Below are 14,392 nucleotides of genomic sequence, written 5' to 3'. Positions count from 1 at the left end.
ACTCATTAAGAAGTGTTTAAGAATATTGGAGCGGATGAAAACGGTAAAATATTATAAATCTGGCGTCTGAATAGAAAATAAATAGGGTTTGAGAATAAAGATAAATATTACGACTAAGGTGAGGAGCTTCCTGTTAACAGTGGAATGCATCCGAAAAATCACTTTTTCAACAATTTTAAATCATCAAATCATGGACATTGGCGTTAATTCTAAGCTGCGACAATAATCCATAAAAAGCCGCGTTGGACGCGTCGGCTCGTTATTTTGCAGATAGGCCATAATTAAGGTTGAAGCAGCCATGTCATCCACAATATCCAGCTGAACCAGCCGCTGACCGTCATATGTGACATCAGAACAAGGGCGGGTGACCAGCACCGAAAAACCTAACCCTTGCCCCACCATGCAGCGCACCATTTCAATCGACGGTGAGCTGTATGCGACTTCAGGATGGTAACCATTCTCTTTAAAAATGCTGATGAAATAGTTTTTGCTCGGTACTGCATCAAGCAAAATCATGGGCTCACGCGCCAGTTCCTGAAGCGTGACTTTACTTTTTTGCGCTAGCGGATGTGCGGCGGGTAATAACGCGTAGGGCTTGTGTGGCGCATTAAGCGGCTCTTTTTTGATGACGTTATCCAACTCAAGGTCATAGAGAAATGCCACATCAAATCGCCCACGATGTAGTCCATGCATCAATTCATGCTGCTCACCGTCATACAGTTGGATAGTGATCTCTGGATAGAGCTTTTTGAAACCAGCTATCAAGCGCGGCATATAGAGCGGTGCTGCAGATTCATAGCAGCCAACCGCGACAGTGCCGCATACCAGTTCATTGTCAGCACGCGAACTTTGCTCAAACTCATAAGATAACCGCAGTAGTTCACGCGCTTTTTCATAGAAACGTCGCCCACTGGACGTAAGCGACACACCCTGCGCGTGGTGACGAATAAAAAGTTGTTGTTCGAAGGCGTCTTCCAAATTTTTAATCGCCACTGAAATCGACGGTTGAGCGATATGCAACTCGCGTGAAGCCTCAGCGATGCTTTCAGTTTCCACCACGGTGACGAAATACTTAAGCTGTTTTAAAGTGAAGTGCGTCATGTTCAACCATTGTTAATTTATTGCCTGATGAAAGTGTTGATTAGCTTTATGCTAATCAACATTCATTAAGCAAGCGCTATGCCACACAGTGTGATCCTGATAACAACAAAGCCATCAAGCCATTCTCAAGGCGGTATTTATAAAGAGTGAGATTAAACTTGCTGTTGAAGTTGATTATCCAGCGATAATCTCTTTCCTCTCACTTACGCGATCCACATCACATCATTGCACTAACTTAGCACGCGATGTTCAATTTCAATGCAGTGACTGCACACCTAAGGTGCGTGCCATTTATTTCAAGCGCATTCCTGGCAAGATAATAGGACCTTTTCTTGAGGAAATTATTCGCCATTCTTTATTGAATAGTTTTTTTTAATTTAAAGGCCAACAATTTAATAATTGCCTCGTGCTCTCTACTGCCGCCATAGTGTCCGACATCCTAATAACAGTCGGTCACATCCTTCTTACTGTGGAATAACAATAATGCCTGCAAACCTGTTCGAAAACGGAGAGTTTCTCTCTCTGGCTAAAGCCATGTCACCCGCTGAATTGAGCGATATTCTCAGCGGGCATGGCATGTGGAAAACAGAGTCAAATGAACGTTTAGGCATCCCACGCATGGTGATGACGGACGGCACATACGGGGTGCGTTACTCCATCCAGCAGATCGACGGCGATGAAAAAGGCGGGCAAGATTTTGCTGGCTTCCTCAATGTCGTAAACCAGCGTGCGAAAGATGTCGAAGTGGCCTGGGGTACCATGAAACCCGCGACCTGCTTTCCAAATGGTTCAAGCTTTGCCTGTAGCTGGGATGCTGAGCTGGCGCTGACGCTTGGTGATGCCTTGGGTCAAGAGTGCCAAATGATGGGCGTGCATCTGCTGCTGGGCCCTGGCATCAATATCCGCCGCACGCCACTGGGGGGCCGCAGCTACGAATACTATTCTGAAGACCCGCTGATCTCTGGTGAAATCGCCACGGGTGTGATTAATGGCTTGCAGCAGCAAGGTGTGGGTTCGTCACTGAAACACTTCGCCTGCAACAATTCGGAGATTGAGCGCACGAGCATGGATTCGCTGGTAGACGAGCGCGCGCTGCGTGAAATCTATTTACGCGGCTTTGAGCGGGCGATTAAGCAGTCCCGTCCATGGACAGTGATGAGTTCCTATAATCGCTTGAATGGCACGCAAACGGCTGAACACAGCTGGTTACTTACCGAGGTGCTTCGTCATGATTGGGGCTTTGATGGTGTGGTAGTCGCTGACTGGCATGGCATCAAAAATCGTCCGCAGTCGTTACTGGCAGGAAACGATCTCGATATGCCGGAGAGCGAAACCCGTAAAGTGGCGCTGGCAGCCGCAATTGAACGCGGTGACGTGCCGCGTGGTCAGGCTGAGACCTCAGCAGTACGCGTGCTGGAGATGGTGAAGCGCGCGATTCAAGGCGAGAAGCGAGAGACCACTGTTGATCACGCTGTGCATCACGCGCTGGCACGTCGTATGGTCGCAGAATCTATCGTGCTGTTGAAAAACGATCGTCACGCTCTGCCACTTAAATGCCACAGTGGTGAACATGTACTCGTCGTCGGGGAAGGTGCAAAAACACCAGTAATACAGGGTTCCGGTTGTGCAACCACACTGCCAACGCAGGTCGATATTCCATGGAATGAAATGGAAAAACTGGCAGAAGGAATCCAACTTAGTTGGAATCGCGGTGATTCGACAGACGCCAACTTGCACAAGGTGTTGCGCGATGAAGCCTGCGCTGCAGCGCGTGAAGCTGACCGTGTCATTGTTTTTGCTAACAGCGAAGATGGTTATGACGGTGAAGGTTCAGATCGTCGCACGCTTAATCTGCAAGCAGGCCAGGATGAACTCATTAGCGCACTGGCTGCGGTGAACAACAACGTTATCGTGGTACTCGCTAACCCGGATGCAGTGGTGATGCCTTGGCTGGATCAGGTTGCGGCGGTCGTTGAAACCTTTTATGCCGGTCAGGCGATGGGCGGTGGATTAGCAGATGTATTGTTTGGCGAAGTTAATCCGAGTGGCAAATTGACCGTCACCTTCCCGCAACAGATCGAAGATATTCCAGGTTGGCACAGCTATCCGGGTGAGAACGGTCGCCATTTGTACAGTGAAGGGATTTTTGTCGGTTATCGTTGGTATGACGTGCGCCACCTCACACCGCTATTCCCATTTGGTTTTGGCCTGAGCTACACGACTTTCGCCTATAGCGATATCAAGGTGGATCGCGAAAACGTCAAATCCGGCGATTCACTGACCGTGAGTTTCACTCTAACCAACACGGGCAACACCGCGGGTAAAGAGATCAGTCAGCTTTACAGCCATTATCGCCATTCACGCCAGAAACGTCCGTTACAAGAACTACGTGCTTTTAGCAAAACCGAGCTGCAACCTGGTGAATCTCGCCGCATCAGTTTGACGTTGCCGGTTGATGACCTCCGCTATTACGACACCGCACGTCAGCAGTGGGTGTTAGAAGAGGGTGAAATTGATCTTTGCATAGGCGGACATTCGCGCGACTTGCCGTTGAAAATTAGCGTCACTGCGCTGAACAAAGTGGCACGGCATCGTCTGATTGCTCGCGACACCCAACCGATCTTTATTCTGGAAAACCCGATTGCACGTCATCACTTCAATCTGTTCCTGCAACAGCAGCTGTCGATTTCTCCAGAGGATGCTGACCGTATGCTGGAACACTGCACCAACTCCTTTGTTGGCTTTGTTACCACCTTTGACCGTCGCTTCCGTCAACGCTTTGGTCAACAGGCGATTGATCAGCTGATCACAGAAGTGAATGCAGCCACGCTTAAGGCAGAAACCGAATAATGCACCAACACCAGGTAATCGCCCGCTTTAAGACGGGCATCTTATAAAAACAAGGCTATGCAGAGGGTTCTAATGAGTAAACTGACTGAGAATAAAGGCAAGTACACGCGCCGTGATGCGCTGAAACTCGGCCTGAGTGCGGCGGCGGTGGCTTCGGTTGCACCCTTGCTGATGTCATCACGCACGGCGCAGGCAGCTGAGGTCACCACCTTGACGGTGGCGGATGTCGGCGGTCCTTATGGCACTGGCTTCAGCAAAGCATTTTATAAACCGTTTGAAGAGGCGACGGGCATTAAAATCATCAATACCGTGCTCGGTCCCGATCCCGTGCCACAGTTCCAGATGATGGTTGATACCAAAAACTATCTGTTCGATGTCGCGCTGCTTAACCCAGAACATCTGGTGCGTCTCAACAAACTCGGCAAACCGTATTTAGAAGATATCAACGTTACCGTGCCAGACCCTGAGAATTACGTAAAAGGCTCGATAACCAAACAGTTTGGCGGCGTGAGTATCTTCGCGCTGGCGCTGGGCTATCGCCTCGATGCTTTCTCTGGGGATAAAACGCCGAAGAATTGGGTTGACTTCTGGAATACCGAGAAATTCAAAGGGCGTCGCGGGCTGTGGCGTAGTCCAATCTGCACGCTGGAAGTCGCGTTGATGGCAGATGGCGTTGATCCCAAACATCTCTACCCACTCGATGTAGATCGTGCATTCCGCAGCCTCGATAAAATCCGCAAAAGCATTGATGTGTGGTGGACGGGCGGTGCTCAGGCTACACAATTATTGCAGAGCGGCGAACTGGATATGCTGAGTATCTGGAGCTCTCGCGCGCAAACAGCAATTGATGCTGGCACGCCAGCCGCTATCGCCTGGGATCAGGGGCTTTATAACATTGATGGGTTCACCATTCCGCATGGTAGCCCGAAAGTCGAGGCCGCACGTAAGTTCATTCAATTCTGTATGGATGCCAAACGCCAGTCAGTGTTTACCGAGGATTTGGCTTGTGGTCCAACCAACGTGAAAGCCTACGATTTCATTGATAAGAAGAAAGCCACATTGCTACCAACCGCGCCTGATCATATTGGTCAGCTAGCACTACTGGGCGCAGATTACTGGGGTGAAAATCAGTTAGCACTGACAGAACGCTTCGAAAAATGGGTAATGAGTTGATCCGCAAGGGGGCTTCGGCCCTCTCTCGCTGGAGGATTTCTTTTTGAGTGAATTTGCTACATCAAAGTCCAGTAACAAAACTGAGCACAAGCGCCTTGCGCTGCACCCACTATGGCTGACCGCACCAGGTTTGCTGTTTCTGGCCATCTTTCTTGCCTGGCCCACACTGAAATTAATGCTGCTGAGCTTCCAGGACAGCGAGGGGCATTTATCATTGGACGTGTGGAGTCAGATGTTTGGCGCCGGCATTTACGTCAAGGTAACAATCAACACTTTCATCATTGCACTGCAAACAACCTTGGTCTGTTTACTCATCGCCTATCCGGTCGCTTACTGGCTGGCACAGTGCGGGGAAAACGCACGTCGTCGCCTGATGTGGCTGATCTTATTACCATTCTGGACGAGTGCTCTGCTGAAGAATTTCGCGTGGATGGTGCTTCTTTCCCGACGTGGAATTTTATCGGAGATTTTAATGGGGTTGGGTGCGGATCAACCATTGAACGTGCTCTATACACGCGGAGTAGTCGTTTTCGCCATGGTCCATAGCATGCTGCCGCTGGCGATCATCACCATGCTACCTACCATGACCAGCATTGATCACCGTTTAATGCCCGCCAGTCACACGTTAGGTGCCTCACGCGCTCAAGCGTTCTGGCGTATTTTCTTCCCGCTATCCATGCCGGGATTAGTCGCAGCCTGCTTGCTCATTTTCATTGGTTCTCTGGGCTTCTTCATTACCCCTGCACTACTTGGAAGCCCGCAAGACTCAGTGATAGGTCAACTATTAATTACTCAAGTACAACAGTTGCTAAACTGGCGTTTGGCTGGCGCAATCGCCATGCTACTGCTGGTGGTAACGCTGCTGGTCTGTTTTTGCTACGACAAGTTGTTCGGTATGTCCTCGATTGCTGGTGGCGAAGGCCATGCCAGCAACCCACACATTCGTGCGATTGGCTACGCTTTGATTGCCATGCTGGCACGTATTAGTGATGTGCTTGCCTCAGTATTGGGTCTGATCCCCGGCAAACCACGTTTTGGCTGGTTGTTGGCGCTGTTCAGCATACTGATCATTGCTGTGCTTATCTTGCCCGTCGTCTCTTTCTTACCAATGGCGTTTAGCAGTTCAAGCTTCCTGCAATTCCCACCCCCAGGCTTTTCACTGCGTTGGATGCAAACTTACCTGGAATCTCCAATTTGGACCGGTGCGACCGCCCGCTCCTTTGGTATTGCCCTCATCACTGGCGTGTTAGCGGTGCTGATTGCCACAACCGCCGCCTTTGGGCTTGCTCGCCATCAGGGGAAAAGCGGTAGTCTGGTTGTCATGACATTCTTGCTACCCATGATTGTGCCAAACATCGTCACTGCAGTTGCACTTTTCTATTTGTTTGCCAATTTCGGTCTAGTCGGCAGCAACCTTGGCATCATACTTGGCCATACCGTTATGGCTATTCCAGTGGTGTTTATCATCATTTTGACCACGTTTAAAAATTACGACTGGCGACTTGACCAGGCAGCGGGAACATTAGGCGCTAGCCGGCTACGAGTGATTTGGGAGATTACGCTACCACTGATCAAAAGCAGTATGGTCGCGGCTTTTATTTTCGGTTTCCTCAACTCGTTTGAAGAGTTAACCGTGGCGCTGTTTGTTGGCGGTGGCGTTAAGCAGACACTGCCAAAACAGATGTGGGACGACGTACTACTTTCGGTCACGCCAACGCTTGCTGCTGCTTCGGTAATTATCCTCACCATTGTGACACTGTTATTTATTGTGGCTGAGCGCTCGCGCCTTAAAGCTGAAGCCTTGTAAGGAATCCATCATGCGTTCAGATATCAAATTGCAGGCTGAGAAAATCGGCAAAACATATGGTCAAACCAGCGTATTGCAAGACCTGGATTTAGCAGTGCAAACCGGTGAATTGCTAACATTGCTCGGCCCTTCTGGCTCAGGCAAGACCACACTGTTGCAGATTATCAGCGGCTTAACAGCTCCAAGCTCAGGCAAACTGATGATTGACGGCCGCGACGAAACGCGCACACCGGTACATCAGCGCGACATTGGCGTGGTGTTTCAGAACTACGCGCTGTTCCCGCATTTGACGCTGGAAGAGAACGTTGGTTTTCCGCTGCGGATGCGCCGCATGCCTGCTGCTGAGATTGCCCGTAAGGTAAAAGAAGCGTTAGAGATGGTGGAATTAGGCCACGCGGCGAAGCGTTTCCCGCGAGCTTTGTCTGGTGGGCAACAACAGCGCGTGGCCTTGGCACGTTGTCTCGTCTATCAACCGAGCGTCATTTTGATGGATGAACCGCTGGGGGCGTTAGACCGCAAGCTGCGAGAGACCATGCAAATGGAGATTAAACGCATTCACCGCGAATCCGGCGCGACTATCATCTTCGTTACCCATGATCAGGAAGAAGCTCTGGCACTATCGGATCGCATTTGCCTGATGAATGAGGGAAAAATTGCACAGATTGACACACCTGAGAATATCTATCAGCAGCCGGAATCAACCTTTGTGGCCGAGTTTATTGGTCTGTCCAACATTTTGCGTGGCGAAATTCGCGAGGGCAGTCTGGTCACTTCACAGGGTGTTTTTGACCTACCCTCGAACAGCCGCGCAATGGCGGCTGGGGCATTGGTCATCCGCCCTGAACATATCCAGTTATGTTCACCCAGCGATGCACTCCTGCACGGCAAAATTAGCGAGCGTATCTATGCGGGCTCAGAAACGCGTCTGGTGGTGACTCTGCAGGATGGTGAGCGCTTCATTGTGCGTAGCAATCTTGCTTCGGTAGGTGCAATTGGCGATATCGTCTCGCTGAACTGGCAGGCAGCAAACGCACGCCTGTTATCTGCCTGAACAAATTCCTTTTATCACGCCGCGTAGCCAACAGTGCGCGGCTTCATTCTCCAAACGAGGATGCCAAAATTGTGACACCGTCACCTCAGGCGTGGCAAACGGCAGTTCGAAATGGGTTAATGATGGATTGTTTTTGAGAAGTGGATGGTGATGAACCAGCGAGCGCGGCACCAGGGCGACATAATCGGAGTCAATCGCCAGTGTAACCGCCGTGGAAAAGGCGGGCACTACCACCACGACTTTTCTGCTCAATCCTGCCTGCTCTATCGCATCATGAATCGGCCCACCCTGTTCCGCCCGGCGCGAGGCGACAATATGCCCAAATGCCGCCAGTTGACGGATATTCGCATGCTGGGCCAAGGGATGTCCCGCACGGACCACGCCGACAAATTTGTCACGGAACAAGGCCTGTAGGCGAATTTCCGGTCCCATATTGCCGAGTACACCGATCTCAAGATCGATGCTTCCTGCGCGCAGATCGCGATCGCTCTTCTCCGGTTTCCCCACGAAAATTAACTGCACGTTAGGTGCTTGCAAGGCGACAGTGGCGATAAGTTTGCTGCCAAATGCTTCAACAAAGCCTTCATTAATACGTAGGATGAAACGACGATCCAGTTGCGCCAGATCGAGTACTTCGGCATCGGGGCTTAGCACCGCACGCGCTTCACGTAGCGTGTTATGGGTGCGCTCACGCATCGCTTCCGCATAGGGTGTTAGCACCATAGCGCGACCAGCACGCACCAGCAGCGCATCGCCGGTGGCGGTACGTAAGCGCCCGAGGGTACGGCTCATCGCCGATTCACTCAGCTTAAGCCGACGCGCAGCCCCCACGACACTGCCTTCAGTCAGCAGTGCATCCAGGGCGATAAGCAAATTTAGGTCGGTATCATTCATGGTTACCATCCTGCTAGATAGTGCGTCATATAACAAGGCGTTTGGTGCAGGTTACCACTGCAAATGCTGCGCGTTCCGCCCACTCTGTTCCCGCGCTAGACTTTTCTCACAACGTAACTGGAGACGCATTTTATGAAAATATTACTGATTGGCGCATCACGCGGACTGGGGTATGCACTGGCAGAAAATATGCTGCAGCGTGGTTATCAGGTGGTAGCAACCGGTCGCGCCCACTCCACGGGCAAGCTGGAACAACTGGCGATACGCTATCCGCAACAGCTCACAGTGGAGAGCGTGGACATCACCGAGCCTCAGCAGGTCAACGCGCTGCATCAAAGACTCGGCAATGGACAATTTGACATGCTGTTCGTGAATGCCGGGGTCAAAAATGATGACAGAGAAACCATCGCCGACGTCTCAACCGACGAATTTATCCGGGTGATGGTGACCAATGCACTCAGTCCGCTGCGAGTGATTGAAACCTTTAAAGATCGCGTCACCTCTCAGGGCACTATCGCCGTGATGTCTTCAGGCCAAGGCAGTATTACCAATAACACCAACGGTAATTACGAGGTGTATCGCGGTAGTAAGGCAGCCTTGAATATGTTTATGCGCAGTTTTGCCGCACGCAACCCTGATGGACGTACGCTGTTATTGATGGCACCCGGTTGGGTACAGACGGATATGGGCGGTCCAGAAGCGCGCCTGACCATTGACGAAAGTATCCCCAACCTGCTGAACACCATTGAAACTTACGTCGGACGCACAGGGCTGCATTACCTGGATTATTTGGGTCGAGTGGTGCCATGGTGAGATTTAAAACGGCTACATGGACACGATTTATCGCGCCTTGGTTAGCAATAAACCACGCAACCGATCCCGTAACCAGCGGTTAGCGGGATCGTCATGCTGCGCATTGTGCCAAAGCAGTGAAAGCTCATAATCCGGCATCTTCACCGGCACCGGCGCGGCCTGGAGATCATAATGTTCGCGCCATGGATCCACCAATCCCTGCGGCACCGTGGCAAACAGCGGCAACTGCTTTAATAGCAGCGGCAAGCCAGAGAAATGTAGCGTCACATAACGCACGTGTCGGGCTTTTCCCTGCTGTTGCAATTCACGGTCCAACGCACTCTCACTGGCACCGCGATAGGACACCAGCGCATGGTCATGGCGTACAAACGCATCCAGCGTCAGCTTTTTAACGGCAATCTGTTGCGCGCTCCACAGCGTTCGGAACCCGGCTCGGGCGATTTTCTCGCGCGTCAAATCGCGACTCGCTTCATCCCCTACCGTCACCACTACATCCGCCTGCTGCTGCTCCATCAAAGGAATCGCCTGCCAGGGATCGGCGGCGACCACTTTGATGTCAATTTTAGGTGCTGTCAGTGCCAGTTCGCTCAGTAAATCGGGCATTAACCATTGTTCCAACCAATCACTCATGCCTATGCGGAAGGTACGGCTATCGTGTTGCGCATCGAAGGCCTTTGGCGTGAAAATCACCCGGTGCAGATCCTGTATCAGCGGCGTAAATTGCTGCACTAACTGTTCCGCGCGGGGCGTTGGCGTCATGCCTTGAGAAGTCCGTACAAACAGTGCATCACCGAACATCTCACGCAAACGTTTCAATGCTGCGCTCACGGCAGGTTGCCCAAGGTACAGTCGGTTCGCCGCCAAGGTCACGCTACGCACCTCGAACATCACCAGCAGTACGATCACTAGATTAAGATCGATCTTAGAAAAATCGTTTTCATTGATGGAGTGCATAATTTTAATCAATTTAATTAATTAAATTCACATCAGTATAGTGATTTCCCAATTGAAGTCATGAAAGTAAAGGGGAACCACGATGAAAATCCGCGTAGGCGATTACCTGATTGAAAAAATCACTGAACAAACCGGCGCCTTTCCTTTTGGCGCGCTCTATCCGGCCCATCGTTCAGAGATGAGCGATGCTTTTGCCGCCGAGCCTGCGGCAGTCTCTATTCACAGTTGGGTGGTGCGTTCGGGCGAGCACTTGGTGGTGATCGATACTGCCACCGGCAATGGGCGTAACCGCGATAATAAGCCGCTGTTTCACCAGTTAAACACCCCTTACGCTGATAACCTGACGCATGCGGATGTTGATCCTGCGGCAGTCACTCTGGTGCTGATGACGCACATTCACACCGATCACGTGGGTTGGAACACCCATTGGCATAAGGGGCAGTGGCAACCGATGTTTCCCAACGCGCGATATATTTGCTCGGCAAAAGAGTTAAAACAATGCCAGCAAGACCCCGCCCTGCAAGAGCTCTATCGTGACAGCATTTTGCCATTGATTGAAAATGGCCAACTGGAGACGATTGACGTCGAGAACTCACCGCTCTTTGCGGGGGCATTGCGCTACATCGCCACACCTGGACATAGCATTGACCATGCTTCGATAGTGTTGGAAAGCGACGGCAAGTCGGCGATTTTTGCCGGGGATGTGATGCACCATCCGGTTCAGTTTGAGCATCCACACTGGAACTCGCTGTTTTGTGAGGATTTACCCCTCGCCATCGCTTCCCGCAAACAGGTTATAGACTGGTGCAGGCAACATCAGGCAATCTGGTTCAGTTCTCATTTTCACAGCAGCTCGTATGGCCGCGTTGGGCGCGACGGGCAATGGATTCCACTGGAGGATTAACTGAATGCAATACGCTGACTATCTCACCGCGTCACTCAGCGACTTACAACAGGCACTGCAAGGCGGAGAAACCACTGCTCGCCAACTGACAGAGTACGCGCTGCAACGTATTGCGGAGGTGGATCAGCCGCGCTACAACGCGATCACGTGGTTGTTTGCCGATGAAGCTTTAGCGGCAGCGGATGGCAGTGACGCGTCACGCCAGCGCGGTGAGGCTTTAGGCCAACTGGCGGGCATTCCGGTGCTGATCAAAGACAACGTTGAGGTGAAAGGTTGGCCCACCAGCGCCGGTTCTGTGCTGCTGCGCGATGTCATCGCCGATGTTGATGCCCCGCTGGTCACCACTTTGCGCACTCATGGCGCAATCCTCATCGGCAAAACCGCGATGCATGAATTAGCGGCAGGGATTACCGGCGCCTCTTCGTTAACCGGCTTTACGCATAACGCCTGGCGTGAGGGTCGCTCTCCGGGCGGCTCAAGCAGTGGCTCAGCGGTGGCAGTGGCTGCCGGATATGTACCGCTCGCTATTGGCAGTGACACAGCAGGCTCAGTCCGTATTCCTGCTGCCTTTAACGGTTTGCTTGGCTTACGCATGACGCGTGGCGCACTGAGCACCGACGGCATTGTGCCGCTGTCACCAACCCAAGATATTCCCGGCCCGCTGGTGCGCGGCGCCGACGATCTCCGTCTGGTCAGTGAAATCTTGAGCGGTCAACGTTATGCGATAGAAGGTGAAGCGCTGCGGATTGGCATCTGGCAGGAAGGGTTTGCTGCCGATGAAACTGAGATAAATCAAGCGGTGCAGGCTGCAATTGCTGGCTTTGAACCGATGCTCGTCAGTTGGCCGCAGCTGGAGACCTTAGCCAGTGACGCCAATATTATCGGTTATGAATTCGCAGAAGCACTGGCTGGGTATTTAGCCGATAAGCCACGTGCGCAGTTCCACACCCTGCAGGAGATTGCCGCGTCTGAACTCTATCATCCTCAGTTGACCACGGTGTTCAAGACACGTGCGGCGCATCCCGGAACCAACAGCGAAGGCTATGCTGTGGTGCAGCAACGCCAGCACGATCTCTATCAGCAGCTGGAAGCGATGTTTACGCAACACAATATTAATTTGCTGGCCTACCCCGTGGTCCGCCGCCCGCCGGTACAACATGGCGAGCTACAGGACGGCAGTAATGCGCTGGTGTCTGCGGTAACGGGTGCGCCGGCGATCAGCATTCCTGCCGGATTAAGTGATGACGGGATGCCAATTGGTGTCGAGTTGCTGGCCCTGCGTGGACGCGAGGATTTGTTATTGCGGGCTGCTGAGGCTATCCAGATGCCCCTCAATGTGCGCCCTGTTGGTAAATAACGACTTTAAACTGGTCGTGATTGTAGGCGTAATGCCGCTCAATTCAGCCAATCAGTGCTTATTTAACCCGGTACGCATGAATGCGTACCCTACGAAAACCGTACCGGACAACGTAGGGTCGCCATTCATGGCGACCGAAACGTACTGAAGTGACAAGTAACACGCCATTGCTAGCAACCGACGTTACGCATGCAACGATAAGCCCTTAATCGCTTTATCCACTGCCTTCTTCGGGCCGCGAATCGCAATACCCACCAAATTAAGGTTATCGGCGTCTTCCGCCATAAACACTTCGCGGTTGGCTGCATCATGCCCGGTGGAGAACATCGCTTCCACGTACGGGATCAACGTCAACTCACGCTCCAACCCCTGACGGTGTGCCCGCTGCAAACCCGTTAAATCCCCGGCGAATACCAGCATCGGCTGACCGGCCATATTGCCGTATTGGCGGCCGTGCGCATCCACATAGGGCTCGCCCATCATTTCAGGGGCGGCGGAGGCAATCCCGGTGGCAAGAAACGCCACCACATTCAGGCGCTGCCAGGTCGCTAAATCATCACGAACAATCAGGGCGATTTTGGTATCAAACATCTGCAACTACTCTCCAGTGAGATCGAAAACCTCATCATGCAAGAGCCGCAGGTGGGGAATATAGAACGTTTGTGCACTGCCGTTGGTAGGAAGCGGGTGTCATGCGATAGGCTCGCTGGAACCAACGGCCCAAGTGGCTCTGATCGGCAAATCCCACTTGTGCAGCGACCTGCACCGGTTCAATGCCCTGCGCCAGTAACACCCGCGCGCTGCGCAGTCGCAACCGAACCAAATAGGCATGCGGTGACTGTCCGAAAGCCTGCTTAAACTGACGCGTCAGTTTGAAGCGATCGATGCCTGCCAGACGGGACAGCTCATCCAAGCCGATATCCTGCGCCATAAAATCGTGCAGATAGTCACGCATCAGCTGCATTTGTTGTAGCGCTGAAGCGTTCTGGTGGCTGGGTTTAGTATCCAGATGACGTGACAGCATGGTGAGCAGATGATCGAGGCTCTGATCGCGCGCCAGCCGCCCTTCGTTGTGATGCACGGTGAACCAAGCTTGCTGAATCGCACTGGCAAGCAGCGCATCATCAGTCAGCGTGTGGCGAAACCCGCCTTCAATATTGGCCACATCGCCAAGTCCGCGTCGCTGCATCATTTCTGCCACCCAATGCTGGGGCAGATACAGCATCACGTAGGTGAACCCTTCGGCGTCAGGCGCGTGACCATCGTGCACCGCGCCAGGTTCAATCAGAATCGCACGACCGGGTGTGCTGGTATGCAGTGAGCGATGGCAGTTGAAGCGTTGCAAACCTTGCTGAGTCACGCCCACCAACAGCTCGTCATGATCGTGCGGATCGTAAGCGTGTCCGCGAAAATGCGCGTTGACGCTTTCGATACCGGTTTCGTCATCACGACGAAAATCGACCCAATCTTTATTGGCGGGCATAGCTT

12 protein-coding genes are annotated in these 14,392 nt (G+C 52.2%); 7 read left to right on the top strand and 5 right to left on the bottom strand.

All coding sequences use genetic code 11. The annotated features are described in order from the left end of the window. Positions 1-183: 183 nt before the first annotated feature. Positions 184-1,101 carry a LysR substrate-binding domain-containing protein gene (locus F3J38_RS02180; RefSeq protein WP_167134684.1) on the bottom strand — a complete coding sequence of 306 codons (918 nt, stop codon included), beginning with the start codon at positions 1,099-1,101 and terminating at the stop codon, positions 184-186. A 483-nt stretch (positions 1,102-1,584) separates the two neighbouring features. Between F3J38_RS02180 and F3J38_RS02175 the strand changes: the two genes are divergently transcribed. The 4 genes from F3J38_RS02175 to F3J38_RS02160 all read left to right on the top strand — a co-directional run bounded on the left by F3J38_RS02175 (position 1,585) and on the right by F3J38_RS02160 (position 7,982). Then, on the top strand, positions 1,585-3,951 hold the full coding sequence (locus F3J38_RS02175) for a glycoside hydrolase family 3 C-terminal domain-containing protein (protein ID WP_167134682.1): 2,367 nt from the start codon (positions 1,585-1,587) through the stop codon (positions 3,949-3,951). Between the two features lie 72 nt (positions 3,952-4,023). Continuing rightward, positions 4,024-5,124 carry an ABC transporter substrate-binding protein gene (locus F3J38_RS02170; protein ID WP_167134680.1) on the top strand — a complete coding sequence of 367 codons (1,101 nt, stop codon included), beginning with the start codon at positions 4,024-4,026 and terminating at the stop codon, positions 5,122-5,124. A gap of 43 nt (positions 5,125-5,167) precedes the next feature. Beyond that, entirely contained in the window at positions 5,168-6,931 is a 1,764-nt protein-coding gene (locus F3J38_RS02165; protein WP_167134678.1) for an ABC transporter permease subunit, read from the top strand. Between the two features lie 10 nt (positions 6,932-6,941). Continuing rightward, positions 6,942-7,982 carry an ABC transporter ATP-binding protein gene (locus F3J38_RS02160; protein WP_167134676.1) on the top strand — a complete coding sequence of 347 codons (1,041 nt, stop codon included), beginning with the start codon at positions 6,942-6,944 and terminating at the stop codon, positions 7,980-7,982. On the opposite strand, the gene F3J38_RS02155 is transcribed toward F3J38_RS02160, so the two are convergent. Then, positions 7,971-8,876, bottom strand: a complete 906-nt coding sequence (locus F3J38_RS02155; protein WP_167134675.1) for a LysR family transcriptional regulator — start codon at positions 8,874-8,876, stop codon at positions 7,971-7,973. The genes F3J38_RS02160 and F3J38_RS02155 overlap by 12 nt on opposite strands. Before the next feature lie 132 nt (positions 8,877-9,008). Between F3J38_RS02155 and F3J38_RS02150 the strand changes: the two genes are divergently transcribed. Continuing rightward, complete coding sequence (locus tag F3J38_RS02150; RefSeq protein WP_167134673.1) at positions 9,009-9,689, top strand: SDR family NAD(P)-dependent oxidoreductase; 681 nt, start codon at positions 9,009-9,011, stop codon at positions 9,687-9,689. Positions 9,690-9,716: 27 nt separating this feature from the next. Here the strand turns inward: F3J38_RS02150 and F3J38_RS02145 are convergent, their stop codons facing one another. Continuing rightward, positions 9,717-10,643 carry a LysR family transcriptional regulator gene (locus tag F3J38_RS02145; protein WP_167134671.1) on the bottom strand — a complete coding sequence of 309 codons (927 nt, stop codon included), beginning with the start codon at positions 10,641-10,643 and terminating at the stop codon, positions 9,717-9,719. Positions 10,644-10,725: 82 nt separating this feature from the next. Between F3J38_RS02145 and F3J38_RS02140 the strand changes: the two genes are divergently transcribed. After that, positions 10,726-11,547, top strand: a complete 822-nt coding sequence (locus F3J38_RS02140; RefSeq protein ID WP_167134669.1) for an MBL fold metallo-hydrolase — start codon at positions 10,726-10,728, stop codon at positions 11,545-11,547. A 4-nt stretch (positions 11,548-11,551) separates the two neighbouring features. Further along, entirely contained in the window at positions 11,552-12,904 is a 1,353-nt protein-coding gene (locus F3J38_RS02135) for an amidase (RefSeq protein WP_167134667.1), read from the top strand. Between the two features lie 183 nt (positions 12,905-13,087). Here the strand turns inward: F3J38_RS02135 and F3J38_RS02130 are convergent, their stop codons facing one another. Then, complete coding sequence (locus tag F3J38_RS02130) at positions 13,088-13,495, bottom strand: DUF2000 family protein (RefSeq protein WP_167134665.1); 408 nt, start codon at positions 13,493-13,495, stop codon at positions 13,088-13,090. A gap of 34 nt (positions 13,496-13,529) precedes the next feature. Beyond that, entirely contained in the window at positions 13,530-14,387 is an 858-nt protein-coding gene (locus F3J38_RS02125) for an AraC family transcriptional regulator (protein WP_167134664.1), read from the bottom strand. Positions 14,388-14,392 lie beyond the last annotated feature (5 nt).

It is taken from the genome of Candidatus Pantoea formicae, assembly GCF_011752625.1.
In the GTDB taxonomy this organism is placed as follows: domain Bacteria; phylum Pseudomonadota; class Gammaproteobacteria; order Enterobacterales; family Enterobacteriaceae; genus Pantoea; species Pantoea formicae.
Note: the sequence above shows the minus strand (reverse complement) of the source record. Positions and strands in the feature narration are given on the sequence as shown.

What these genes read in the sequence shown, in the direction of transcription:
- F3J38_RS02150 (WP_167134673.1), top strand. Translation starts at nt 9,009, where the DNA reads ATGAAAATATTACTGATTGGCGCATCACGCGGACTGGGGTATGCACTG.
- F3J38_RS02135 (WP_167134667.1), top strand. Translation starts at nt 11,552, where the DNA reads ATGCAATACGCTGACTATCTCACCGCGTCACTCAGCGACTTACAACAG.
- F3J38_RS02145 (WP_167134671.1), bottom strand. Translation starts at nt 10,643, where the DNA reads ATGCACTCCATCAATGAAAACGATTTTTCTAAGATCGATCTTAATCTA.
- F3J38_RS02140 (WP_167134669.1), top strand. Translation starts at nt 10,726, where the DNA reads ATGAAAATCCGCGTAGGCGATTACCTGATTGAAAAAATCACTGAACAA.
- F3J38_RS02175 (WP_167134682.1), top strand. Translation starts at nt 1,585, where the DNA reads ATGCCTGCAAACCTGTTCGAAAACGGAGAGTTTCTCTCTCTGGCTAAA.
- F3J38_RS02170 (WP_167134680.1), top strand. Translation starts at nt 4,024, where the DNA reads ATGAGTAAACTGACTGAGAATAAAGGCAAGTACACGCGCCGTGATGCG.
- F3J38_RS02160 (WP_167134676.1), top strand. Translation starts at nt 6,942, where the DNA reads ATGCGTTCAGATATCAAATTGCAGGCTGAGAAAATCGGCAAAACATAT.
- F3J38_RS02125 (WP_167134664.1), bottom strand. Translation starts at nt 14,387, where the DNA reads ATGCCCGCCAATAAAGATTGGGTCGATTTTCGTCGTGATGACGAAACC.
- F3J38_RS02180 (WP_167134684.1), bottom strand. Translation starts at nt 1,101, where the DNA reads ATGACGCACTTCACTTTAAAACAGCTTAAGTATTTCGTCACCGTGGTG.
- F3J38_RS02155 (WP_167134675.1), bottom strand. Translation starts at nt 8,876, where the DNA reads ATGAATGATACCGACCTAAATTTGCTTATCGCCCTGGATGCACTGCTG.
- F3J38_RS02130 (WP_167134665.1), bottom strand. Translation starts at nt 13,495, where the DNA reads ATGTTTGATACCAAAATCGCCCTGATTGTTCGTGATGATTTAGCGACC.